The organism is Heliobacterium chlorum, from assembly GCF_014502795.1.
Classification (GTDB): Bacteria; Bacillota; Desulfitobacteriia; order Heliobacteriales; family Heliobacteriaceae; genus Heliobacterium; species Heliobacterium chlorum.
The window spans coordinates 67,378-90,840 of record NZ_JACVHF010000002.1; the positions used below are offsets into that span (position 1 = coordinate 67,378).

At 49.9% G+C, this 23,463-nt stretch carries 25 protein-coding genes and 1 pseudogene; 19 read left to right on the forward strand and 7 right to left on the reverse strand.

The genetic code is table 11. The annotated features are described in order from the left end of the window. Positions 1-19: 19 nt before the first annotated feature. On the forward strand, positions 20-1,939 hold the full coding sequence (locus tag H1S01_RS03390) for a phage tail protein (RefSeq protein WP_188038712.1): 1,920 nt from the start codon (positions 20-22) through the stop codon (positions 1,937-1,939). Here the strand turns inward: H1S01_RS03390 and H1S01_RS03395 are convergent. Next, positions 1,917-2,447, reverse strand: coding sequence for a stalk domain-containing protein (locus H1S01_RS03395; protein ID WP_188038713.1), 531 nt, complete (start codon positions 2,445-2,447; stop codon positions 1,917-1,919). The genes H1S01_RS03390 and H1S01_RS03395 overlap by 23 nt on opposite strands. 103 nt (positions 2,448-2,550) lie before the next feature. Between H1S01_RS03395 and H1S01_RS03400 the strand changes: the two genes are divergently transcribed. The 4 genes from H1S01_RS03400 (at position 2,551) to H1S01_RS03415 (ending at position 4,785) form a co-directional block, all read left to right on the forward strand. Further along, positions 2,551-2,994 carry a phage holin family protein gene (locus H1S01_RS03400; RefSeq protein ID WP_341479022.1) on the forward strand — a complete coding sequence of 148 codons (444 nt, stop codon included), beginning with the start codon at positions 2,551-2,553 and terminating at the stop codon, positions 2,992-2,994. Beyond that, the gene (locus H1S01_RS03405) at positions 2,991-3,788 is read left to right on the forward strand and encodes an N-acetylmuramoyl-L-alanine amidase (protein ID WP_188038714.1); all 798 of its coding nucleotides are present in this window, start codon (positions 2,991-2,993) and stop codon (positions 3,786-3,788) included. The genes H1S01_RS03400 and H1S01_RS03405 overlap by 4 nt, the downstream gene beginning before the upstream one ends. Before the next feature lie 14 nt (positions 3,789-3,802). Further along, a complete protein-coding gene (locus H1S01_RS03410; protein ID WP_188038715.1) occupies positions 3,803-4,138 on the forward strand; it encodes a hypothetical protein in 336 nt (111 codons plus the stop codon). Positions 4,139-4,290: 152 nt separating this feature from the next. Continuing rightward, a complete protein-coding gene (locus H1S01_RS03415) occupies positions 4,291-4,785 on the forward strand; it encodes a DUF2321 domain-containing protein (protein ID WP_188038716.1) in 495 nt (164 codons plus the stop codon). A 64-nt stretch (positions 4,786-4,849) separates the two neighbouring features. Here the strand turns inward: H1S01_RS03415 and H1S01_RS03420 are convergent, their stop codons facing one another. The 3 genes from H1S01_RS03420 to H1S01_RS03430 all read right to left on the reverse strand — a co-directional run bounded on the left by H1S01_RS03420 (position 4,850) and on the right by H1S01_RS03430 (position 5,763). Continuing rightward, positions 4,850-5,098, reverse strand: a complete 249-nt coding sequence (locus tag H1S01_RS03420) for a hypothetical protein (RefSeq protein ID WP_188038717.1) — start codon at positions 5,096-5,098, stop codon at positions 4,850-4,852. A 10-nt stretch (positions 5,099-5,108) separates the two neighbouring features. Continuing rightward, a complete protein-coding gene (locus tag H1S01_RS03425) occupies positions 5,109-5,291 on the reverse strand; it encodes a hypothetical protein (RefSeq protein ID WP_188038718.1) in 183 nt (60 codons plus the stop codon). A gap of 307 nt (positions 5,292-5,598) precedes the next feature. Beyond that, the gene (locus H1S01_RS03430; RefSeq protein ID WP_188038719.1) at positions 5,599-5,763 is read right to left on the reverse strand and encodes a hypothetical protein; all 165 of its coding nucleotides are present in this window, start codon (positions 5,761-5,763) and stop codon (positions 5,599-5,601) included. A gap of 296 nt (positions 5,764-6,059) precedes the next feature. On the opposite strand from H1S01_RS03430, the gene H1S01_RS03435 reads away from it, so the two are divergent. From H1S01_RS03435 to H1S01_RS03445, 3 genes are all read left to right on the forward strand, one after another. Further along, entirely contained in the window at positions 6,060-6,299 is a 240-nt protein-coding gene (locus tag H1S01_RS03435; protein ID WP_188038720.1) for a hypothetical protein, read from the forward strand. A gap of 80 nt (positions 6,300-6,379) precedes the next feature. Next, entirely contained in the window at positions 6,380-6,646 is a 267-nt protein-coding gene (locus H1S01_RS03440; RefSeq protein ID WP_188038721.1) for a hypothetical protein, read from the forward strand. After that, the gene (locus tag H1S01_RS03445) at positions 6,643-6,999 is read left to right on the forward strand and encodes a YolD-like family protein (protein ID WP_188038722.1); all 357 of its coding nucleotides are present in this window, start codon (positions 6,643-6,645) and stop codon (positions 6,997-6,999) included. The genes H1S01_RS03440 and H1S01_RS03445 overlap by 4 nt, the downstream gene beginning before the upstream one ends. A gap of 39 nt (positions 7,000-7,038) precedes the next feature. Here the strand turns inward: H1S01_RS03445 and H1S01_RS03450 are convergent, their stop codons facing one another. Beyond that, on the reverse strand, positions 7,039-7,461 hold the full coding sequence (locus H1S01_RS03450) for a hypothetical protein (protein ID WP_188038953.1): 423 nt from the start codon (positions 7,459-7,461) through the stop codon (positions 7,039-7,041). 299 nt (positions 7,462-7,760) lie between these two features. Between H1S01_RS03450 and H1S01_RS22480 the strand changes: the two genes are divergently transcribed. The 6 genes from H1S01_RS22480 (at position 7,761) to H1S01_RS03480 (ending at position 12,616) form a co-directional block, all read left to right on the forward strand. Next, on the forward strand, positions 7,761-7,973 hold the full coding sequence (locus H1S01_RS22480; RefSeq protein WP_188038723.1) for a helix-turn-helix transcriptional regulator: 213 nt from the start codon (positions 7,761-7,763) through the stop codon (positions 7,971-7,973). A gap of 131 nt (positions 7,974-8,104) precedes the next feature. Continuing rightward, a complete protein-coding gene (locus tag H1S01_RS03460) occupies positions 8,105-8,959 on the forward strand; it encodes a ParM/StbA family protein (protein ID WP_188038724.1) in 855 nt (284 codons plus the stop codon). Next, positions 8,935-9,198 (forward strand): hypothetical protein, encoded by a 264-nt coding sequence (locus H1S01_RS03465; RefSeq protein ID WP_188038725.1) that lies wholly within the window; start codon positions 8,935-8,937, stop codon positions 9,196-9,198. Before H1S01_RS03460 ends, H1S01_RS03465 begins: the two co-directional genes overlap by 25 nt. A 12-nt stretch (positions 9,199-9,210) precedes the next feature. Next, a complete protein-coding gene (locus H1S01_RS03470) occupies positions 9,211-9,381 on the forward strand; it encodes a hypothetical protein (protein ID WP_188038726.1) in 171 nt (56 codons plus the stop codon). Between the two features lie 401 nt (positions 9,382-9,782). After that, on the forward strand, positions 9,783-10,220 hold the full coding sequence (locus H1S01_RS03475) for a hypothetical protein (RefSeq protein WP_188038727.1): 438 nt from the start codon (positions 9,783-9,785) through the stop codon (positions 10,218-10,220). Between the two features lie 158 nt (positions 10,221-10,378). Next, positions 10,379-12,616: an ATP-binding protein gene (locus H1S01_RS03480; protein WP_188038728.1), complete on the forward strand. Its 2,238-nt coding sequence runs from the start codon at positions 10,379-10,381 to the stop codon at positions 12,614-12,616. A 120-nt stretch (positions 12,617-12,736) separates the two neighbouring features. On the opposite strand, the gene H1S01_RS03485 is transcribed toward H1S01_RS03480, so the two are convergent. Continuing rightward, positions 12,737-12,955: a helix-turn-helix domain-containing protein gene (locus H1S01_RS03485; RefSeq protein WP_207732170.1), complete on the reverse strand. Its 219-nt coding sequence runs from the start codon at positions 12,953-12,955 to the stop codon at positions 12,737-12,739. Between the two features lie 289 nt (positions 12,956-13,244). Between H1S01_RS03485 and H1S01_RS22740 the strand changes: the two are divergent. The 3 genes and pseudogenes from H1S01_RS22740 to H1S01_RS03495 form a co-directional block, all read left to right on the forward strand. Then, a pseudogene (locus H1S01_RS22740) lies at positions 13,245-13,583 on the forward strand (SpoVR family protein); the annotation flags it as partial. After that, a complete protein-coding gene (locus tag H1S01_RS22745; RefSeq protein WP_480035571.1) occupies positions 13,581-13,817 on the forward strand; it encodes a hypothetical protein in 237 nt (78 codons plus the stop codon). The pseudogene H1S01_RS22740 and the gene H1S01_RS22745, both read left to right, overlap by 3 nt. A 741-nt stretch (positions 13,818-14,558) precedes the next feature. Beyond that, entirely contained in the window at positions 14,559-21,062 is a 6,504-nt protein-coding gene (locus tag H1S01_RS03495; RefSeq protein WP_188038729.1) for a DUF4347 domain-containing protein, read from the forward strand. A gap of 302 nt (positions 21,063-21,364) precedes the next feature. Here the strand turns inward: H1S01_RS03495 and H1S01_RS03500 are convergent, their stop codons facing one another. Continuing rightward, on the reverse strand, positions 21,365-21,883 hold the full coding sequence (locus tag H1S01_RS03500) for a heme NO-binding domain-containing protein (RefSeq protein ID WP_188038730.1): 519 nt from the start codon (positions 21,881-21,883) through the stop codon (positions 21,365-21,367). A 300-nt stretch (positions 21,884-22,183) separates the two neighbouring features. Between H1S01_RS03500 and H1S01_RS03505 the strand changes: the two genes are divergently transcribed. Continuing rightward, complete coding sequence (locus tag H1S01_RS03505; protein ID WP_188038731.1) at positions 22,184-22,348, forward strand: FAD-dependent oxidoreductase; 165 nt, start codon at positions 22,184-22,186, stop codon at positions 22,346-22,348. A gap of 5 nt (positions 22,349-22,353) precedes the next feature. Next, on the forward strand, positions 22,354-23,451 hold the full coding sequence (locus H1S01_RS03510) for an NAD(P)/FAD-dependent oxidoreductase (RefSeq protein ID WP_188038732.1): 1,098 nt from the start codon (positions 22,354-22,356) through the stop codon (positions 23,449-23,451). Positions 23,452-23,463: the final 12 nt, after the last annotated feature.

Consider the following 23,463-nt stretch of genomic DNA (forward strand, 5'->3'; position numbering starts at 1 on the left):
TGCAGGCAGGTGAAACAAGTTGAATTACATAGAAGTTTTTGAGGCGGGCCAGCGCAAGGCCCGCCTTTCGCCTGCCTCTGATCCTGGCCTTGAATGCTGGCCGGACATGGAGATGAACGGACCTTCTGTGCTGGAGATTACCCTGCCACTGGATAATGAAAAGTGGCAGTATTTCACGAGCGAATGCCGCATCTATGCCGCCGGCAGAGAGTACATCCTGTTGAAGCCGGACAATATCGAGCTTTCCAGGGATGGGAAAAAGCTCATCGGAAAAGTGACGGCGCATGAATCATGGCTTCTACTGAACAAAGAATTCCCAGGTACCGACAGCAACGGAATCAGTAACGACCCGCACAACTCGACTCCGCATTGGGGAACCGTGCAAATCCTCTCCGGAGGCACACCGTTCGCTGGTTGCACGGCTGGCAGCGCTGAATCCGCCCTGCGTTATGTCATGCAAGGGAGTACGTGGACGGTCGGAACCGTTGACGTTACTGGAACGCATGACCTTGAGACGGAAAAGAAAAATCGCCTCCAAAACGTCTGGGAAATCCAGAAGAAATGGGGCGGTATTGTTGTCTTTGATTCGATTCAGAAGACGGTCAGCCTAAGAAGCGAAGATACATGGAAGCCTGGGTATAACCAGCAGTCAGACAGATGTAATTTTCAGGTCCGGTATCGGAAAAACCTCATCGGCCTAAAGGTCACGGAATCGGCGGATATCGTAACCAGGTTGTATCCCTTTGGCTATGACGATCTTAATATTGCCTCGGTGAATGGTGGCAAGTTGTACGTTGAGAACCTTACCTACACCCAGAACATTTACGCTGATGTCTATGTCAACACGACCATTTATGACCCGGCAGAATTGAAATCGGCGGCGGAAAAGCAACTCTCCAAGGTATGCAAGCCCAGACGCCACTTTCAGACGGGCAAGTCCAATGGTCGGAAGCTGCAGGCGGGCGTAGTTGATCTGCGGACGCTGCCGGGTTATGAGCACGAAGAATTTGCACTGTACCAAATGGCCGATCTGATTGATGAAGGGCTAGGAGTACAGGACACCTGCAGAATCATCCGTCACAAGTGGAACCTATTTCAGCCTTGGAACTGCGAACTAGAAATGGGCGATCCGCTGGATAAAGTGGAAGCTAAAATCGCTTTGTCGGCCACATTCACCAGCAATGTGCAGACACCCAGCGGTGTGACCACATTGTCTTTGGACGGCCTGGTGAATAGTAACCGCAACCCGGTCTACTCACAAGGTGTATCTTGCATCGATGCTGAAGGCACGTTGGATGCGTGGCAGGAGGGCCGATGCGACAACGTGGATGAGGACGATCCGTTGACGGTAAATCTGTATGTGCCGCCAGAGACAGTGAGGATTCACAAGGCTCTTTTAAGATTTCGCTTGTTGGAGTTTCGGGCCTATGAAAAGGGAGCAAAATCTAGTGGTGGTATTGTTACTTCATCCGAGGATGGTGGTGGGGTAGCTACAACAACAAGTGATGAACATGTGGACTATGGGACAATATCACCATTATTTGGCACTAAAACATACTATGGTGATACCGGCAACGGTGGTGACCCCAGTCACGATCACGATATGACTCATAGTCACGACATGCCGGTTCATTATCACAACATTGAGATACCAGAGCACAGTCACCAGATCAATATCCCACCGCACACTCATGAGTTAGTTTTTGGCATCTACAAATCCACAAAACCAACCAGTGTAACGATAAAAATAAATGGCATCGATCGTACCTCGCAATTAGGAGGCCCGTTCCATGCCGATCAAACTGGGTTAGACATTCTTCAGTTTTTAACTATTGGTATTTGGAACAGCGTCGAAATATGGTCCGATAGATTGGGCAGAATCGATGCCACGGCTTTCCTTGAAGTCAAACGTTCTGTTAGTCCACCGCCTGCGGAATAAATCCTTTCGTTTTTAGCTCTGATTCTTGAAAGAAAATACGCCCGCCTTCAACCTTGACGGCAACGTCATTCACATTGTAAATGCCATCAGTTTTTGGCACTTCAAATTCAACTAGCTTTTCTCCTTGATACAGTCCAACGCCGAAGCCACTCTTCACGGGAGAAAGACGCAAGCCGTACTTTTCTGCGATCTGGGTCGTTTTTACCCAATCTCCTGTCACTACTGCTTCATCCCCTTTTTTCTCCATTATACCACTTACAGGGGATGCAGTCGTCGTCTCGCTCGTAACCGTAACCGTATTCGTAGCACGATCCCACTTCACATTCGCCCCGAGAGCTTCAGCGAGGGGACGAGCAGGCACATACGTCTTATCATTATGCAGGATGGGCTCTGCCGCACTCGTAATATCCTGACCGTTCACGACGAGCTTCACCGGGTTATTCGCTATGGCAACCGTACTGGTGGCGAGCACAGCACCTACAATAATGCCAGCAAGAAACTTTTTCATACTTGGTCATCCTTTCCGGTTTTTCTTTCATTGTAAATTATAACCACACAAATGGTAAATAACCTCTCATTCGTGAGTGGTTATTTTTATTGCAAGAAGGGAGGTGAACGTCATCGACCGTTATGAAGTCACCACAATCAAGGCAGGTCTAGCACTTGTCGGGGCATCATTGAGCTATTTAATAGGGGGGTGGAAGGAACTATTGACGGTACTGGCAGCGTTGGTCATCATTGATTATCTCACTGGCATGATCGCCGGTGCCGTGGAAGGGAAACTATCGAGCGAGATAGGGTATAAAGGTGCCGCCAAGAAGGTGGCTATTTTTATGCTCGTCGTTGTGGGTCATTTGGCCGATATCCTGATGGGCGACGGGTCGTTTATCCAGGATGCCGTTATTTTGTTCTACGCCGGCAACGAGGCGCTGTCCATCATCGAGAATGCTGGCCGAATTGGAATTCCGGTACCTGGTAAGCTCAAAAAGGCTGTGGCCTTGCTGAAGGCTAGGGGAGAATCTGAAGACTTAAAGGAGGAGAAGCAATCCGCATGAACATCGTTGAAATCCAACATAACTTCAATGGTCAACCGGTCAAGCGCTCATCCACTGTCGGCATCGTCATCCATCACTCAGATACCGATTTTGACGCTGGAGCGGCGACGATCCACCAGTGGCACTTAGCCCGGTATGACGTAATTAATGGCCAAAAAGTGTACTGGAAGGGCATCGGATACAACTACGTCATTCGGATGGACGGCATGATTGAAACCGGTCGGCCCATCGACACTATCGGATCCCATGCCGGACCGACAGCGAACGGAAAGACGATTGGAGTGTGCTTGTCGGGGAACTTCGAGAAGTTTGAACCTACCGATGAGCAATACCAGGCGCTGGCGGAGCTTGTGCAGTACATCCGAGGCACCTATGGAGATATCCCGGTGAGTGGTCACAGGGATTGGATGCAGACCGATTGTCCTGGTAGTAATTTTGATTTTGACCGGCTGAATGCGATGCTGGTCGGACAATGGGAAGGAGAAGAACAAATGGACGCAGTCAAGATCGTTGTGAACGGCTATCCTATCGATGGCCACATCTATCGAGATCAGTCTTTTGCACCTGTGCGCCAGATCGTAGAGATGATGGGCGGTTCGGTGACCTGGGACGAGGCCAGCAGGACCGTCGTTGTTCAAAACTACAACGGTCCTGTTCGTGTAGTCGTTAAGGGAAAGGAAGTTCCCGGTGTCCTCTCAAATGGAAAGTCTTTTGGTGCCATTCGGGAGTTGGCGACAGCACTTGGTGCTAACGTCCGGTGGGACGATGCCAATAAAACAGTATTTGTGGAATAAAGGAGGGAAAGCGGATGAGGGATTTCGTCAACAGAGTCGGCCCAATGGCGTTCCTGGTATTTAGCCTTGTTCTGATTGCAATCGGCATTTTGTCCATTGCGTGGTTTTGCGGATTGGACATGAATAACAAGTTTGCCGATGCTTTAGTTACCGCTGTACTTATCGGAGGCACCACGGCCTTTATCGCCCTGATTAAACCCAACGAAGGCAATCAAAGAAATGCTAGCATAGAACTTCCGCCGAGTACCGGAACATATGTGACTATTCCGAAAGAAACCCCAGTGAAGGATCAAAACCAAGACATACAGTCCTATTCACCTCGGCCTCCGACAACTACAGGCAACGAATAGATTCGCGACATAAAAAAGCCCCGATCTCCGCCTAGGAGATCGGGGCTTTTTTACTTTCACCACCAAAGAAAAATAATATTCTGGGAGGAAAAACCATTAAAGAATCAAACTGTATAGTAGGCGTTGAAATAAACCGAAAGGGGGTGAATGTGATGAGACAAGATAGAGATCCTTGGTATGATACTGCATTGGTTTGCTTGAATGGACATTTAATTAATGCTTCATCAAAAGAGTATCCAATGGATAATCAAAAGTATTGCGGCAAATGCGGAGAACCTACGATTGACAAATGCCAGAAATGTAACACCGATATTCGAGGGTATTACAACATCCCCGGGTTTGCTGATCTTGGCACTAACGAAATCCGCTCCTTTTGTCATGAATGCGGAGAACCTTATCCATGGACTAAGTCAAGAATTGAAGCTGCTAAAGAATTGGCTGAAGAAATAAACGGACTTAGCAAAGAAGAAAGAGACATATTAAGTAGAAGCATAGATGATATTGTTAAAGATAGTCCGAAAACAACTGTTGCTACAACTAGATTAAAAAAATTTATGGCTAAAGCAGGTCCAGTCGTTGCCCAAGGATTTAAAGATATCTTAGTGGATATCGTTAGTGAAACTGTAAAAAAGACGCTGTGGCCCTAACCAAAGCACCGATCTCTCCATTGTGAGAGAGCGGTGCTTTTTGCGTTTTAAACTAAGTTTTCGGCTATTGCTTGGATGTAATTCGTTCTAAGGTTGCCAAACTTAACAAATTTAGCGATTCCAATGCTGTGAACATATCAAGCGTATAATCGTCATTGCTTTTACTAATCCGAACTATTTTGAAGAAACTCTCACTTTGAATATATACATAATAGGCTAAATCTGTTTCTTCGATGAAAACGATGTTCTCACCGTCATGTATTTTGTTTAATATCTGTTGAGCATGCTCAGATAGGTCTTTGGTGGTAAGCATGGCTACACCCCTATTCCTTGTCTAGGTCTTTCAACTCGCCGATAAACTGCTTAACAGCTTTTTTCGATTTGAAGTTTCGGTTCCAGTCGATGGTGCCAAGATGCTCACTCGTGACGGTGTAATCCCGAGGTCCGAACTGCGTGAGCACGATTTTGTTGTTGCCGATTTTGCCGAGCACCGTCACTTTGAACATCAGTGGCACCATCCTTTCCTGCTGGCATTTTCACGGGGATTATCGGCTCCCGGCGGGCCGTTGATGGTTAGTCGTTAATCTCCCGGATGTGTACAACCGTAAATACTACCGACTGCGACTGGCTGATCTTGACACTTCCTGAGTTCTGGTCAATGAACAAGGCCTCAATTATCCTTTTGCTCGTGGCGTCTCGACGCACCTAGTATTGCGGAGGAGGATGACATCTCGATCGCTCCTTTCGATTTGGCCTTAAGCGTAGCGGGGATAGCTCCCCGGCCCGACTTTCACGGGCTGTACCTTGCGGCCCCTAGTCTCTTTTACCCATCAATGCGGTAATCAGTAGATAACCGGCTGCCGTTACCACGATAGCCTGCTTCCACCAGATGTCTGCTGGCGAGTACAAGAAAGCTACGGAGAGACCGAGAACACCGCGGGCTGTGAAGATGTTGGTGATTGAAATTTTTGATTTCATCCGATACTATGGAGCTAGAGGAGGGGGTTAATCCCCCTGCCTCGGTTTGGGTGAGCGGCGAAGCCTGGCGGGGCGACGTCGCTCTTTTGATTTGCGATAGCTGATGATGTCCCGAATGATTGTGTAGGCCAGACTTGCTATCGCGATTATCTCCTTTAGCTCCACAGTGCCACCTCCTTTCTGATACAATAATACCACGCTTAATTGATTGAGTCAACGAATATTTAGTGGTTTGTGAAATATTTTTGACGATTCATTTACATTTATGCTATGATAAGAATGAGGTGGTGAGGGTTATGACTACCAAAATTGTTCTTGGCGAGACAGATATAAAGACGACGATACGGATGATGATTGCTGCATCGGGTTTAACTGGTTTGGCGGAACTGGCCCGTGAGATGGGGGAGAAGGAGAATACTCTCCGTTCAGCGGTCAACAACGGGGCAATCCGTTTGGTGGACTTTCAACGAGCGGCAGAGATTATGGGATTCAGCGTTACAATTGAACAGAAGGAAAAACCCCGTTCCACTGAATGAGGAACGGGGTTTTTCCTTTGGAACAGGTGTTCCAATAAATATTCCTTTGCGCTATAATGTTCGTAAAGGGAGGCGTTCGTATGTTCGAATACCAAGAAGACTACTGCCAAGCATATCCGCAAGAAGTCGACACCATCGATATCACTACAACCACACTGAAGGTCAGCTTCGACAACGGTGAAACCTGGTCTAAAATCCAAGTGGACCTCTGGCAGGACCTTTCCCAGTCCGGATTAAAGGAAGGCTATCTTGTTATCCACCAGGGCGAACGATACCGCATCACCGCCTGGGAAAACGGTGAACTTGTCATGGTCAAAGAAGCCTCATCGAGGAGGAAGCGCCGATGAGCTTCTACCACACTGGACCGCAAAAGATGAGTCCGAGGGCAGCGGAGTTCTTTCGGAAAAACATGCTCTGGAGGTCATCGTTCTTCCTGCCGGAGCATCGCGAGGGTACTATCGCCGGCCGTCATGCCTCACTGGCCGAGCAGTTGACGGCGCCATCGGAAGTAAAGAAGGAAGAGATGGAGTATATCCTATCGTCAGCCATGCGCAACCGTAGAGAGGTTCGGATCCGGCTGCAAGACGGGAAGTGGCTGTCGGCGATTCCGGTAACGGCTGCGGGTGGAGTGCTGTTTGTGGTGGATATGGGTGTCGATCGGGAAGTCAGGCTGAATGAGATTATTGATGTGGTGGAATGAGACAAAGCCCCGATCCTTGGAGTGAGGATGGGGGCTTTTCTATCTTAAAGCGTTCACCATCGCCTGATAATCTTTTTGATTTGGTCCGCCATCAAATAGGACGTCAACACTCGCAAAGCCGCACTTGATGGTCAAAACTATTACGTTCTCTACGTTCACTGACCCGCCTATGATAGCCCCTGCAATGAGGCCGATTCCACCTGTTAATATTCCACCCAGGAGAGCCCCGGCCGCTGCTTTACCCGCACTCCTGCCTCTAATGGTTTGGCAGGTCAGGCTTACAATATCCTTTTTGGGAATCGATATGTTGAAATCGTGAGTAAATAGTTGAATGTTATCTCCATCACCCATAACTGCCAATTCCATTGCTTTTCCGAGTTCCGGGTGTCCTCCGAGGTATTTAACCTTCGGACTGGTGGTATAAAACCATGACCTAACCTTTGGATCAGTAAAGTCTGGCACAAAATCACCGCTTTCGTTTTTGCGTTTCCACTTCTACGTTATGAATTATTTTCCTCCTAGTAATCTCTTCGAGCTTGTCAAACGGCCTGCGAGAGCCACGTTGAGAGGCCGCACAAGCCTCTCAAATCAACAGGGTAATATGATTACCTTGCTCAAAAACCTATATTTATTGGAAGGAATTACCAAATAGACGTAGAACCACATACAGGAGAGGTGATGAGGGTGCGGTTCGCATTGTTGGTTGTGCTGTACACGGTCGCTGTGTATGTGGGCGGAATTATTCCGATGGATTTGGTGGGATGGTAGCCAGGAGGAAAGCGATTGAGCATGCGCTGGTAGAGAAGGAGTGGAATTATTCGGATTTAGCCAGAGCGATTGATGTGACACCGTCGACCATACAGAGGATCGTGACTGGCGAAAGGGACCCGTCCTTAAGGTTGGCTTTAGCCATATCCAAGGCTCTCAGTAAAACTGTAAATGAATTATTCGACGATGAGTCGCCTTCAGAATAACGAAGGTGACTTTTTATTTGCCCATTTACCCAGTTGGGAAAAAGTTTTTCCTGATTGGAATAGGGACAAGCAGAGCGAGAGTATGTATCTATCGTGTATCACACCGTTATACAAGAGCAGGAGGGGTGCAGATGGTACGAATAGCCGCCATTGACCGTGGTTACGGCCATACAAAGGTAGTGACCGACGGTAACCTACATTGCTTCCCCAGCGTTGTAGGCGAGGCCCAGTATTCTCTGGAAGACAGAAAGATGATGACTGTTAAGGGGAAGTGGCTCGTCGGAGAAGATGCGCTCGACAATAGCCTCATTAAAAGACATTCTCGACGGTCAGAATTGGCCGACAGCCCATCATCTCAAGTATTGATTGAGGCTGCGCTTAACTTGGTGCCTGGTGAGTGTTATGTCGTATCTGGTCTGCCGGTCGATATGTATGGAGCGCAAAAAGGGAAGCTGGAAACACTGCTGCTTGGGTATAAAGAAAAAGTGCGATCGGTGAAGATTGTCCCACAGCCCTACGCAGGACTGATGGATTTTCTGCTGGATGAAGAAGGGAAGATTAAAGACGAGGAAGTGGCACGACAGCCTATCCTCGGCGTGGATATCGGTACCGGCACGTTAGGCTTACTCGGTTTATTCGGAATGAAACCTATTCAGGGAAAATCAAGATCGGTGCATTTGGGGAGCGAGACGGCCTTGCAAGCGGTCGCCAAAATTATGGGAGGCTTGACTGTTTGCGAGGTGGATCGTGAGATCCGGGAGGGGAGGATAAAGGCGGACGGTGCTTTGTATCAGCTAGCAGAAGCGGTCATTGAAGAGGTGATGTCGCTTCGGTATGGATGGAAAAAGATTTTCTGCTTTGGTGGCGGCGCTGACCTGCTAAAAGAGTGGATACCGGCAGAGTGGGAAAAGGGCGATCAGGTGACCGTGGCTCGGGGCATGTGGAAGATAGGAAAGCGGCAATGGGCGAAAAGCGAACTTTCCTGATCGCCGGACTTCGACCTGGTAAGGATGATGACCTCATTAAGTTTTGGAATGATGAGAAGTGGTCCCGGTTAGATGAAGGGGAACGGGCACGCTTGCTGAGGGCAGCCGCCAGGGCTTATTTCTTCGGGATCGGTAGCTCAAGCCGACAGGTGGAGATTGTTGCCGGCGATGTATCACAGTGTGATACATTCCTTGGTGATTTGGATGGGGCGCTGGATGATGCGTTGAGTGATTTGTGAGGAGGCGGTTTTATGATCCGCGCACAAGACTTCGTGGATGCCCACGAGTTGGAGGCCCGGAAAGCTGGTTGGCAGCAGGCAGCGTGGACGGTGGAAGTGAGTGAGGCGGAGACTCAGGGAGTGTTTCGGCTGGTGCTGACGGCAGGAAACAGTTCAGGGAAAGCAAAAACCCCGGCCATATAGCCGAGGCTTCTCTTTATCGATTTATTGCTTCCATCAATTCTCCAAAACCGTAAAGCAAGGCTCCTCCAAGGATGTAAGCAAAGGGGTGAAAATATAGTCTATCGCGCTCAAACATGAATACGCTCCTTTCAATCTTTGCCTTTACAAACATTTTTGCCCCTAACAAAAGGATATTATTCATATCCGTCATAAACCGAGGGGGTGGCTGCATACGCTCTTAGCGAAGCAGAGCGTTGCGGAAAGTCTGCCCTCCACACGGGGGGCTATTTTTATGCCCTGAAAGGGGTGATTTTGGTTGTCGTTCATCATGGATATCGTGATCGACCTTATAAAAACGGCGGGAATGGGGCTTATTGTTTTTGGCTGTGCGGTCTGGTACCGGCAGCGGAGGGAGGGGCGACGTGGGTAGAGTTTATTTGATTTCTTGGGACGCTTGGCGTAGAGGAACATGGAAGCGGGAGGTGCGACGTCAGCAATGCGAAAACCTTGTGTGCGTAGCAACCAGAATCGTTATCCCAGGAGCCCTTCTTTTACTGTACGCTTCACCAGCTCATGCAGCAGTTCCGCAGGAGCAAGCCTTCAAGGAGATGGAGAAGGCGTTGGGGACGTTGTTCGATCTGATTTGGGGACTGCTTCGGACCATCTTGAAACCGTTGGGGAAGACGTTGTTTCTGTGGGGCGTACTGAAGTGGGGACTGGGCAAGAAGCAACAGGCAGTGGAGAAGTGGCAGCAGGCGGCTCTCGTGTATTTCGTGGCCATATTCTTCGGTACGATCTTCGGTGGCCTAGACGCGATCGATGTGGACGCTGGAACACAAGATCCTGGTGGAAAGCCATAGAAGAGCCATGGATCACATTTCAAATTATCCCGAATCGGACGTTGACGAATGAGAATGTAGAAACCTTGCTGCTGAGCATTCACGAACTATACAAACCTCCCCTATCAAGGGTTCAGCTGTATCCTGTCGGTATTTCTTACCGCCCCCAGGAGTACGCGGTGTGGGAAACAGTGCTTGAGCACGGAACGGTCAAGTATTTCCTCTCTTGTCCTAACCTGTGGGCGGAGATGATTAAGCAGAAGATATCGGCTACATGGCCACGAGCGGCTGTGGTTCAATCTGATGTACCGGTGTTTGATTCGAAGAATAGCACCGGTGCCACTCTTGGGCTAAAGCATCACTATTTTATGAGCATGAAAACAGATAAGCGACAGACACGAGCGCATCTGGATTCACTTATAGAGGTAACGAGAGACCTATCAAAAAACGAAAAGGCTATGCTACAGGTTGTCATTATGCCGGAAAGTGATGATTGGCGAGACAGCGCCGCAGAAGCTTACCAACAATTCAAGAAAGATGTTTTGAAAAAACGGTTGAGATTTAATCTTAATAACGCACTTGTATCTCTAGGGGAAATATTGGACGGAGGACTGGAGAGCATATCTGGTTTTTGTGCGGCACTCTCCGGAGAAGGCATATCTACTAACGAAGATGGTGTTCCAAGTCGAGCGTCTTTATTAAGGGATGGCGGCTTATCGGAAAGCACGATGCACAAAACAAGGTATAAAGGGTTTGATGTGACAACGCGCCTTGTGGTCGAGTCTCAAGATTGGGAAAAGCGCGAGATACTACTTAAGTCTGCCATCACGGCGATGAACGACCTAAATGCAGATAACGAATGGCATGTCAGCGTTGAAGGTGTTTCGGATAAGTTTATAAGAAAGGTTCATCGTAGAGAGGTGGACGCGAAGTTTGAAGGGGATATATTCAGCGTTCCAGAGCTAGCCAAATTGGTAAACCTCCCATTGAAGAGCACGCAGGAAGCATTTCCAGAGGTAGTCCAGCAGGAAAAAACGGAAGTGGATCCTCCACCGACTATCTCTAAGGGCATCCCTATTGGAGATATCACTTGGAAAGGGTCAATTATTACCGTCTGCTGGCCTACGCACGACTACGACGCCCTGTGCAAACCACGTCTCGTGCTGGGTGAACAAGGGTGCGGTAAGTCCAAAGGATTCGGAGCTGGCTTCTGCGCTGATTCACTCCGGCAAGGGTTTAGTGTTTTTGTAGCCGAGACGGCTGACGGTGAATTCGGCGACATGTGCCGTGATACTGTTCCGGAAGGGTTTCCTCCAGATCATATAATTGACCTAGATTTCAACCGGGTAGATTGGCCGATCGCTCTATCGATGTTCGGGCCAATGAAGTTTGAAGACGGGACGGTCGACGGAAAGATCGCAGCCGCCAGGTTTACAGACTATCTGATTAGCTTTTTAGGAAAGCTCCACGGAGAAGAAATGTCACCAAGGATGAACCGATACTTAGGGGCAGCAGCTAAGCTAACCTTAAGCCATCAAGGTGCTGGGATTTCTGACGTCATTAAGACACTAACGGATGATAAGGTAAGAAAAGCGACGATTCAACGTGGCGGACATTGGAAAGCAGTGGCCGATTTGAAGGATTTGGACAAAATGAAGCCAGATGCGCGAGATAACTTACTACGTCCGATTATGGATCGTTTGTCTATGCTGCTTGCGAATGATTTTATCGCAAACATTTTGTTGCAGCCAGAAGCAAAAGAGATGTCTTTTCGTCGGTGGATGGATGGTGATGAGCGGGGACCATACCTCGTTATCTTTAGAGCAGACAAAGAGGTACTCGGCGAAGAAGGGCTAGATTTGCTGATGACGGCCATCAACGGCAGGTGGTTTCTTGAACTGCTGGGCCGACGAAATATAAAGGAAGAAGAACGGACACCGTGTTTCTTTATACAAGATGAACCGCACAAATTTTTGGGATCGGCCACAGGTGGAGGAACATCGATTTGGGGGCAAATGGTTCGCGAATCACGAAAATACCGTGGTGGACTTATTTGGCTAGGGCATAACTTCGAAGACTTCGGTTCCTTTGTGGAGACGATGAAAGCAGCTGGGTTACAGTTGGTTTTATATAAAACTAAGCCATCGGTTTATCAGCAATTGAAGTCAGAACTACGACCGTTGACCCCAGAAGATTGCGACAAGACACCAGACGTTCACTGGGCAGTAGTGGCAATGAAAGCGCCCAAGGATACGGAGCAGATACCGACAATGATGGTCAGAATGGCGCCTCCTCCAGATAAGCGGTACGGGCAAAGAGAAATGGGTTATAGGGTGGAAGAGTGCCTAAAAGAGTATGGTAGGTCTTTCGAGGAGGCAGAAAAATTAATTCAGGGCGAAACTGAGAAATTCGCATAAAAAAACCCCGGCTCATAAGGCCGGGGTTACATTTTTCGTGAACATATGTTCTAATTCGACAAATTTCAACAAAGGAAATTTGATATAAGGCAAGAAATATGTTTAGTGTCATTAAACAATCTAAGTGCGCCGTAATCTCCAGTCGTTATTCTCAATTTGAAAAAGCTCCTCTACGGGCTTATTCAGTACTACCGCTATTTTAATTGCGGTTAATAATGAAGGTTTCGACTGGCCGCTTTCGATTTGGTTAATAAGGGAGCGACCAACATCGACCAAACGGGCCAATTCCGCCTGTGTCATGTCGGCCGCTTCCCGAGCCTCACGAACGCGCACACGCACAACGGTTTCCTCTTACATATTATTTTCTAATTCTCAAGTATAACTTGAGGAGGCGCAGAATTAAAGTAAAAAATTTGTTGTCTTGGGATTGACCGCCCAGAATCATTGTGGCATAGTTTATTTAGAACATACGTTCCAACGGAGGGAATACATGTGCGAGTACTATTGGTTACAGATGATGGAATTCGAGACGCAGAGGGTTTGACCGAGGAAGAACGTGAAATGGTGGCTCATATTATTGAGCAGAAGATAAGAGAATCCTTGCCAAAATAGATAAGAAGGCTGGGCAAGTTTTTGGCATGTGCGCATCTTACGTGAGATGGATATGAAGGAGGAAGATGCCTGGGAATTCGCTAAGATGCATGCCCAGGTCGTGCAGCCGTCCAAGACGTCGCTCAATCCTTATTACTTGGGACTGAAGATTTTTGAGGATATAGAGAAGCGCTGGAACCGCGAAAAAATCTTTGAAGTCCGGGAGATTGAGACGGATCAATCCTTCCTCCGGAACTACCTGACCAAAGAATTGGTCGACGAGATGGACTTATACGTCTATAAGAAGGTAGGCAACCAGTGGCAGATCGTCGAGAAGGACTGGGAAAAGGTGCGCGATGAGATGGTCAATCGGATGACCAACGGAGGAATACCGGTTTTATATGTAGATGATGGTGATTACAACCGGAGTGGGGAACTGTTGATCCGCCACGCCTTTGAGAGTGCAGAACTAGATATTCCCTATTTGGAAAGAACACTGCCTCACTTTTATACCCTTTGGGGCAAGACGGTAAACCTGGAGACGATTATAGACGGGAAGAAGATTCTCTTTAGTTATAACGGGGAAAAGGTGCAGCGGAAGTATCTTTAATTTGGGTATGAAAGAGCAGGGAATTTGAGCCCCACATTAAACTTCTGGGATGAAAAAGACGTCCTATTCCGATCAATTTGGCGACTACCGCTAGATTGGATTGCTCCAAAGGGTTAGACGTGATTTACCTTTACTTACCCAATACCAAAAAAGTTAGCGGCATCGAGGAGGGCAGTATGCGATGCTGCTTTTTTTATACGGCTTCACCTGTCCATAAAAACCGTTAAAGAGGTTTTTACCAAAGGAATACTTTGGAATTATATAAAAGTACATTTAGCACATAATTATTCTCATGGCATCAAGTATTAAAATAAAATTTAGGAACTTATGGTAATTACTAGGTGGATGTAGCTGTTTTTTACATAGAACGGTAATTTACAGTCCTGAATTTGAGAAGTAAGTATTTTCTTAAAAAAAGGATTATTTGGGGCGTTTATCGAACAACTAGTTTGACTCCAAAATGGAAGAGTTTACTTTGAAAATTAATTACGTGGTGGTTTCTTAGATATAGACTAAGAGTTCACTAAAATGCAGAGGGTGTTACTACACAGTTAAAAGCTAAAACAAAGTAGAATCCACACCGGTAATGGCTTGGTTTAATTACCTAGTTATTTCAAGGATAAGTTAGCTATTTGTATAAGAATCAAATCTGTCTTATATAAACATTCGACGCATCAACAAGGGGGGGAGAAATCGGAAACCCAACCGCAAAAGCAAAATGTACAAGGAGGTATCAATTCAATGTCGCAGTCTCTAAAGTCGGAAGGTATGAATCGCTTATTGGTCTGGCCAGCGATGCAGAAAAGGCTGGCACTCGTTTTTTTGGTCCTCTGTCTTTTATCCCTATATGTAGTGACAGGGGAAGCGCATGCTAAACACGGGGAAATTGCCTTCATCGATCGGGCGATCACACATCCCCTGCTAGTCGAGCAATCACTCCCGCCAGGGGTGGAAGCCGTTTTTCTGGAAAGTGAGCGAGACGGGATTGAACAGATCGCGGACACATTGCGAGACCGGCATGATGTGCGCGCGATCCACATCATCTCCCACGGGGCGCCTGGTAAGGTGTTCCTGGGAAAAGGTTCGCTTTCTGCGGCAAATCTCAGTACATACAGGGAACAGCTTGCGTCGATCGGCGCTGCTTTGGGCAAAGACGGGGACATCCTGATCTATGGTTGCGATGTGGCTAGAGGCGAAGCCGGCAAAGCGTTTATTTCGCAAGTGGCTGACGCCACTAGCGCGCATATCGCCGCATCCGATGACGCCACCGGCGCCAAGGCGCTGCATGGCAACTGGAACTTGGAAGCAAAGACAGGGTCGATTGGGGTCGCTGGGTTGGCGATTGAGGCCTACGACAGCCTTCTTTTCTCTCCTATTTACTCGCATACGCTTGATTCTCAAGGCAACGCAGGCAACCTTAGGGTGTCTTCCTATGACGGCACCCTTCAAGTCGAGCGGCATAACGGCAGCAGCTTTCAAAATCAGTATTATGATTACGGCGCTTACCTCTACGGTTCTGGCATTTCTATCAATCATGGGGGCACTGTATCCGGAAGCGAGACGATTTACGAAACAAACACGTATGGTAATGTGCAACCGTTGCAGGTCGACTCACAGATAATGAATGGCTCGCATACCTCGATAACCACGACGTGGTCGACGACGAGCGGGCCTGCGCTTACGATCGTGCAAACGGTGACGCTTCCCTCCCTGACCTCCCAGACCATCGACATGACCTGGACCATCACCAACAATTCGGGTTCAACCCTTACGGACATCCGCTTTATGCGCGGCGTCGATACGGTTTTGTCCGGTTCTGACGCGGGGCCGGGTTTTTACAACGCGCCATCGCGAACAGTCGGCACGAACAAGGTCGAGAGCGGCCTGAGTCAAATGATGGGCATGCAAGGGATTACGATACCGAGCAAGTATTACACAGGCGACAAAGGTGCTCTATTCGATTACATGTGTGCAGGTGAGATTCCAACCTTTGTGGACACGACCATCACTGATAATGGATACGGCATGGAATGGGACAACGCCTCACTGGGCAACGGTCAAAGCTGGACCATCCAAGCCAAAGAGAGTTTCGTTCAAACTACTGACCTAACCCCTCCTAACTGGGCGGCCACCTATCCGAAGACGGGAACGATAACCGATGTGAGCGTCAACGTGCAGGCGCAAACGAATAAGACGGGGAGAGCCTACTACGTGGTGCTCTCTGACAACGCCTCGACGCCGACGGCGGATCAGGTGAGAAATGGCCAGAACGCCAGCGGAGCGAGCGCCTGGAAAAGCGGCTATGCGGATCTGACGTCAACTAGCTCGCCAGCCACGATCAGCCTCACAGGCTTGACGGCGGCGACAAACTATGACGTCTGGCTAGTCGCGGAAGATAGCACAGGGATTTTACAGGCATCGGCCACGAAGGTGGACATCGCCACCAGCGGCGGTGGAGACACCACACCCCCCAACTGGGCGGGCGGCTATCCGCAGGCGGGAACGGTCACCTATAACAGCGCGCAGGTGCTGGTCCAGACGAACGAGATCGGCAAGGCTTACTATGTGGTGCTCCCCGACGGAGCCTCACAGCCTTCGGCGACGCAGGTGAAAGCCGGACAGAACCAGGGCGGCGTCGACGTGGGCGCGGGGAACAAAGGCCAAATCGACGTGACGGCGAACACGCCGGCGACGATCAGCCTCACGGGCTTGAACCCCTCGACGAGCTATGACGTCTGGGTGGTGACGGAAGACGGAGTTCCGAACGTGCAGGCAACCGCCGTGAAGGTGGACATCGCGACCAGCGCGGCGCCGGACACGACGCCTCCCAACTGGGCGGGCGGCTACCCGCAAGCGGGAACCATCACCGACACCAGCGCGCAGGTGCTGGTGCAGACGAACGAAACCGGCAAGGCTTACTATGTGGTGCTCCCCGACGGGGCCTCACAGCCTTCGGCGGCGCAGGTGAAAGCCGGGCAGAACCAGGGCGGCGTCGACGTGGGCGCGGGGAACAAAGGCCAAATCGACGTGACGGCGAACACGCCGGCGACGATCAGCCTCACGGGCTTGAACCCCTCGACGAGCTATGACGTCTGGGTGGTGACGGAAGACGGAGTTCCGAACGTGCAGGCAACCGCCGTGAAGGTGGACATCGCGACCAGCGCGGCGCCGGACACGACGCCTCCCACCTGGGCGGGCGGCTACCCGCAAGCGGGAACCATCACCGACACCAGCGCGCAGGTGCTGGTGCAGACCAACGAGGCCGGCAAGGCTTACTATGTGGTGCTCCCCGACGGGGCCTCAGAGCCTTCGGCGTCGCAGGTGAAATCCGGGCAGAATCAGGGCGGCGTCGACGTGGGTGCAGGGAACAAAGGCCAAATTGACCTGACGGCGAACACGCCGGTGACGATCAGCCTCACGGGCTTGAACCCCTCGACGAGCTATGACGTCTGGGTGGTGACGGAAGACGGAGTTCCGAACGTGCAGGCAACCGCCGTGAAGGTGGGCATCGCGACCAGCGCAGCGCCGGACACGACGCCCCCCACTTGGGCGGGTGGCTACCCGCAGGCGGGAACGATCACCGACACCAGCGCGCAGGTGCTGGTGCAAACCAACGAGGCCGGCAAGGCTTACTATGTGGTGCTCCCCGACGGGGCCGCACAGCCTTCGGCGGCGCAGGTGAAAGCCGGACAGAACCAGGGCGGCGTCGACGTGGGCGCGGGGAACAAAGGCCAAATCGACGTGACGGCGAACACGCTGGCCACGATCAGCCTCACCGACTTGAACCCCTCGACGAGCTATGACGTCTGGGTGGTGACGGAAGACGGCGTGGCCAACCTGCAAGGGACCGCCGTGAAGGTGGACATCGCCACCAGCGCGGCGCCGGACACGACGCCTCCCAACTGGGCGGGCGGCTACCCGCAGGTGGGAACCATCACCGACACCAGCGCGCAGGTGCTGTTGCAGACGAACGAGGCCGGCAAGGCTTACTATGTGGTGCTCCCCGACGGAGCGGCACAGCCTTCGGCGGCGCAGGTAAAAGCCGGACAGAACCAGGGCGGCGTCGACGTGGGCGCAGGGAACAAAGGCCAAATCGACGTGACGGCGAACACGCCGGCGACGATCAGCATCACCGGCTTGAACACTTCGACGAACTATGACGTCTACGTGGTGGCCGAAGACAGCGTGCCGAACCTGCAGGCATCCGCCACGCTGGTGAACATCGCCACCGGCGCGGCGCCGGACACGACGCCTCCCACTTGGGCGGGCGGCTACCCGCAGGCGGGAACCATCACCAATAACAGCGCCGACGTGCTCGTCGAGACGAACGAGACCGGCAAGGCTTACTATGTGGTGGTGGCCGACGGGGCCGACGCGCCGACGGCGGCGGAGGTGAAACTCGGCCAGGCGGCGGGCGGAGCGGACCCGGGCGCCGGGATGAGTGGCTTCGTGAACCTGACGTCGACGAGTTCGCCGGCGACGATCAGCATCACCGGCTTGAACCCTTCGACGAACTATGACGTCTACGTGGTAGCCGAAGACGGCGTGCCAAACTTACAAGCGACCGCTGTAAAGGTGGACATCGCCACCAGCGCGGCGCCGGACACGACGCCCCCCAACTGGGCGGCCACCTATCCCAAGGAGGGAACGCTCACCGACAACAGCGCGAACGTGCTGGCGAAGTCCAACGAGAGCGGCAAAGCCTACTATGTGGTGCTCCCCAATGGTGCGCCCGCGCCGACGGCGGCGCAGGTGAAAGCCGGTCAGGATGCCAACGGCGCCGACGCAGGCGCCGGTAAAAAGGGCTACGTGAACCTGACTGCGAACACAGAAGCGACCATCAGCCTCATCGGTTTAAGCGCGTCAACGGATTATGACGTCTACGTGGTGACAGAAGACGGCGTGCCCAACCTGCAAACGACGCCCGTGAAGGTGGATATCGCCACCAGCGCCGCGCTGGGCAACAACGCGCCGGCGATAACCACGCAGGCATTGCCGAATGGGGCAGTCGGAGCCCCCTACAACACAACATTAGATGCATCCGGAGGTGCAACGCCCTATACTTGGTCCATTGCCAACGGCGCACTGCCCATAGGTCTTGATCTGAACACGGTTACCGGCGCTGTGTATGGAACGCCGACGGCGGCGGGAACCTCCAACTTCACAGTGCGCGTTACCGACCACAACGCACAGACGGCGACATCTGCACTCTCCTTGCAGGTGAATGCCCAGTCCCTGTCTAGTAATAACCTTATTTCTGCTCTGGTCTTAAGCGGCATCACCTTGAATGAGACCATATCCTCCGCCGTCTACGACTATACCGCGACCGTTCCCTATAACATCAGTTCGACAACCGTAACGGCGGCGGTTGACGCAACCGCTGCGCTGCGGGTGAACGGCATAGATGTTGCGAGCGGACTGCCGAGCGATTCCATTCCATTGTCAGTTGGACCCAATACCATCTATATCATCGTCACGGCCCAAGACGGCACGAAGAAAACCTACACGGTGACGGTGACCCGACAAGCCGATCGGGTGACGGCCGCCAAAAGGGACCTTGAAATCCTCTTCCAACCGGGCGATGCATGGAACAGCGTTACCGGAAACGTGACACTCCCCGCGTCAAGCACGGGAAGCGTTCCGGTCACTTGGTCTTCCAGCAAACCGGAGATCATATCGGCAAACGGAACTGTTCAGCGCCCCAGTTATGGAAGTGACGATGTAACAGTCACGCTGACGGCAACGCTCAGTCTCGATGGCCTCTCCGTTCAGAAGGCGTTCTTGGTCATCGTAAAACCCCAGAACCCAGGCGCCGTTCAAAGCACGACACAACGCACGGTCGATGTAAAAGCGGGTGAAACCGGCACGACAGCCGCCCAAGTGGCCGTAACCCGCACCGTATGGTCCACTCCCGAAGGCTCTAGCAAAATCGTCGACTCCGTGTCATTCAACGAACAAAAAGCCAGTGAAAGCGTCCAGGAAGCGGTTTACCGTCAGCAATCGGTGGTCAGCATCGATCTGACAGACAACATTGCCAGCCAAGCGGATGTTTTCAATGTCGGGATTGACAGGGACGCGCTGGCCCGACTGAATGGTTATCAGAAAGAACTGCAGATCGCGAGTCCCGATGTAAAAGTCAAAATACCGACAGAAAGCATTCAAGCTTTAACCAATGATAGCATCGACCTGTACTTCCGCGTGGTACCCATCAAGCAAGTATCGGTAGTGGATCAACTTGCAGGTAATGCTAAGAATAGTTCTACCGTTAGCCAGGCGACGGGAGGTTCAGCCTCGCAGGTTCAAGTGGTAGGCAGGCCGATGACCATTGAAACCAACTTGAACAATCGGCGAACATTTGTTACATTTCCCTTACAAAATATCAGCCTTCCGACGACAGCCAGTGAACGTGACGCCTACTTGGCTTCGCTAAAGGTGTGGGTACAGCATACGGATGGAACCGAAGAAGTGAAAACAGGAACTGTCCAATATAATAACCTAAATCAGCCGGTCGGGATTACTATTGAAATTAATAAGTTTAGTGTATTTACTATCATTCGCGCTCAGGCCATAGGCAGAGGAAACGGGGGAGGCGGAGGTACAAGGGCTACACTTCCTCCAGAAAAAACTGTAGAACCGGTAAGACCAACAACTCCCTCGTCAGAAACAATTAAACCTTACGTACTCGGCTATCCAGATGGAACGTTCAAACCAGAACAAGCGATTACCAGAGGGGAACTGGCTACCATCATTGCCCGACATTTAACAGGGGAACCAAAGAGTATCGCAATTGAATATTCCGATGTCCCTTCTAATCATTGGGCATTTGAATCAATTGCAAGGCTTCAAGCAATGAATTTGCTCCAGGGATATCCAGACGGTTCGTTCAAACCCGACAGGTTTGTAACGCGAGGTGAACTCGCTACCTTGGTCAGCAAGTGGAAACAATTAACTAGCAATGGGCATAGTACCTTTGGAGATGTACAGGGCCACTGGGCAGAAAAATCTATTGCGGCTATGGAAGAGGCAAATATAATCAAGGGCTATCCTGATGGATTCTTCCATCCTAACCAAGCTGTTACAAGAGCTGAAATCGTTGTACTCATGAATCAAATCATCGGCAGGAAACCACTGTTAGGATTAAGTAAAAGCACATGGTCTGATGTACCATCAAAATATTGGGCCGCTGGTGATATTGAAGCCGCGTCAACGACTTATACTCTAGAAGTAACTGTGGTAAAAAAGTAAGCGAAACTGACCGTGTCCAACCGAAGAAGGACTCCCACATCTAAATACATTTTTATTTCTGGCCGGTTTTAGTCCGGCCTTATTTTTTTACCTTATCGTGGAACCTGATTTACAGACTGGGAAAAGGTCGCAAAGAGAGGGTTATACCCTTTGGGGCAAGACGGTAAACCTGGAGACGATCATAGACGGGAAGAAGATTCTCTTTAGTTTTAACGGGGAAAAGGTGCAACGGAAGTATCTTTGAGTGTAGAAAAAAGCCGGGGAGTTATCTTCCCCGGCTTGAATTATGTACGTTCTATCAATTATGGAAAAACAATCTTGATTTTATCGCCGCCCATTTTGGTAACTTGAAGTTTTTCTTTGTAATACTCGCCAACTCCATGAATGCAAGCGATAGCAATATCAATAAGTCCCCGCTGTGAGGAATACGTCATTATAACCGTTTTGTCATTCTGCCACTCGTACTTAAAGCGCGGTGGTTTCGCACCATTCATACGCTGGGTCATAGTTACATGGACGGAATCCATTTTTGATAAGAACTCTTTTGAACTTTTCGCACCCGTAAAATAAAGTCGGTACATCTTCGGGGCAAATACGGTGGACCAATGGTGACCAAAGGCATCGATTACTTGGTTGAGAGACAGGCTTAATACATTGCAGGCGGTCGTGATTACCTTCATGGTGTCTTCATCTGTAACATCTCCCATAGGAACGAAGATTTGTCGGGGAACTTCAGATTGATGCAAAATTTCCTCCCACTTATTTTCTCCAAAGTTTTTTATCACCAATTCTTTTACGCACATTAGTATAACGCCCTTCAAGATACGCGCCTCCTTTTATTATCTTGTATACACAATAATATACACCATTGTATTAAAAATGGAATAACAAATTACGGGAAATAAAGATTTTTTTGTTTTTGCAGGTAGATGAACAGTTGGGCGAAACAAGGTATTAAGACATCTACCTTAACAAGGGTTTGAGGAAGAATGTAATTACAATTAAAAATTATTTTCACATAAAAATTTCAACAAGGAGTTGGGAACTGTGGTGTAGAAATAATGTAAAGGAATTTAATTAATTAGCTTCAAACTTCTTACATGAAAGGATGGCTGAATCTAGTGAGCATTCTTATTATCGGTAACAGTGCTGCGGGAGTCGCGGCGGCAGAAGCTGTTCGTCAAATGGATCCCTTGGTTGAAGTGACTATGGTATCTGATGAACCCTATTCTTCCTATTCCCGATGTGTCATCCGGGAGGTAATATCGGGTAAAAAAAAGACTTAACCGGATTGCAAATCCGGAGGCCCGATCACTTTCACAGGCTAAATATTAAAGAACTTTTGGGAATACGAGTTGAAAAGATATGTTCTGAACAGGGAAAAGTGCTTTTATCAAATGGAACTTCTTTGAATTACGACGGTTTGGTTATGGCCACGGGTGCTCGGCCATCCAGTTTAAATATTCCCGGTGATGACTTGCCTGGCGTCTTTACATTAAGAACCTATGATGATGCGAAAGCCATCGTACGCCGAGCTGATCAAGTATCTTCCGCAGTAACCGTTGGAGGCGGTCTTATTGCGTTGAAGACTGCTGCTGCACTTAAAGAACGAGGCGTTCAAAAAGTGACCGTGGTGATCAAATCACGGCAAATTCTTAGCCGTCAACTGGATCCTTTATCCGCGGAAATCGTCAAAAGAGCGTTAGAAAAGCTAGAACTCCAGTTTGTTTTTGGCGTCAATCCCATTGCTTTTGAGGGAGACAAGCGAGAGGGACTGTCAGAAATCATCTTGGAAGACGGCAGCCGATTATCAGCTCAATTAGCGGTCGTGGGAAAAGGTGTAACTCCTAATCAAGAGCTGGCTTTAGGGGTTGGAGGAAAACAAAATCGGGGTCTCTTAGTCGATCCTTTTCTGTCGATAGGCAGAGAGAACATATTTGCCGCAGGCGACGTGATCGAAGTGCAAGATCCGATAACTGGCGAACATACGACTTCTGCCTTATGGTCATTAGCATCGGTACAGGGACGTGTAGCGGGTTATAACGCACTCGCGGTTACGCGGGGGAAACCGCTGCAACGGTATATTCCGAGACTGACTCGTATGAATGCCACAGAATTTAATGGGATTCCTGTGGTATCGATAGGACATGTAGATGTACAGGGTGAAGACGTGGAGATTTTTAAAGGCGGCCCAAGTCTCAAATCTTCCGTTGCTCACCGACATTTGGTTTTTAAAGGGCCTCAATTAGTCGGGGCGGCATTAGTAGGGGATGTAGACCAAGCGGGTCCTTATGCCAATTTGATCATCCGAGGGTTGCCTGTTCGTCACTACGCCAAGGATTTGCTGCGAGGAAATGTGTTGAAAACCATTTTGACTCGTCTAACTTAAAAGGGTGGGAGT

What these genes read in the sequence shown, in the direction of transcription:
- H1S01_RS03420 (WP_188038717.1), bottom strand. Translation starts at nt 5,098, where the DNA reads ATGCTTACCACCAAAGACCTATCTGAGCATGCTCAACAGATATTAAAC.
- H1S01_RS03410 (WP_188038715.1), top strand. Translation starts at nt 3,803, where the DNA reads ATGAGGGATTTCGTCAACAGAGTCGGCCCAATGGCGTTCCTGGTATTT.
- H1S01_RS03440 (WP_188038721.1), top strand. Translation starts at nt 6,380, where the DNA reads ATGTTCGAATACCAAGAAGACTACTGCCAAGCATATCCGCAAGAAGTC.
- H1S01_RS22745 (WP_480035571.1), top strand. Translation starts at nt 13,581, where the DNA reads ATGACCAACGGAGGAATACCGGTTTTATATGTAGATGATGGTGATTAC.
- H1S01_RS03415 (WP_188038716.1), top strand. Translation starts at nt 4,291, where the DNA reads ATGAGACAAGATAGAGATCCTTGGTATGATACTGCATTGGTTTGCTTG.
- H1S01_RS03430 (WP_188038719.1), bottom strand. Translation starts at nt 5,763, where the DNA reads ATGAAATCAAAAATTTCAATCACCAACATCTTCACAGCCCGCGGTGTT.
- H1S01_RS03495 (WP_188038729.1), top strand. Translation starts at nt 14,559, where the DNA reads ATGTCGCAGTCTCTAAAGTCGGAAGGTATGAATCGCTTATTGGTCTGG.
- H1S01_RS03425 (WP_188038718.1), bottom strand. Translation starts at nt 5,291, where the DNA reads ATGTTCAAAGTGACGGTGCTCGGCAAAATCGGCAACAACAAAATCGTG.
- H1S01_RS03460 (WP_188038724.1), top strand. Translation starts at nt 8,105, where the DNA reads ATGGTACGAATAGCCGCCATTGACCGTGGTTACGGCCATACAAAGGTA.
- H1S01_RS03470 (WP_188038726.1), top strand. Translation starts at nt 9,211, where the DNA reads ATGATCCGCGCACAAGACTTCGTGGATGCCCACGAGTTGGAGGCCCGG.
- H1S01_RS22480 (WP_188038723.1), top strand. Translation starts at nt 7,761, where the DNA reads ATGGTAGCCAGGAGGAAAGCGATTGAGCATGCGCTGGTAGAGAAGGAG.
- H1S01_RS03445 (WP_188038722.1), top strand. Translation starts at nt 6,643, where the DNA reads ATGAGCTTCTACCACACTGGACCGCAAAAGATGAGTCCGAGGGCAGCG.
- H1S01_RS03465 (WP_188038725.1), top strand. Translation starts at nt 8,935, where the DNA reads ATGGGCGAAAAGCGAACTTTCCTGATCGCCGGACTTCGACCTGGTAAG.
- H1S01_RS03395 (WP_188038713.1), bottom strand. Translation starts at nt 2,447, where the DNA reads ATGAAAAAGTTTCTTGCTGGCATTATTGTAGGTGCTGTGCTCGCCACC.
- H1S01_RS03405 (WP_188038714.1), top strand. Translation starts at nt 2,991, where the DNA reads ATGAACATCGTTGAAATCCAACATAACTTCAATGGTCAACCGGTCAAG.
- H1S01_RS03435 (WP_188038720.1), top strand. Translation starts at nt 6,060, where the DNA reads ATGACTACCAAAATTGTTCTTGGCGAGACAGATATAAAGACGACGATA.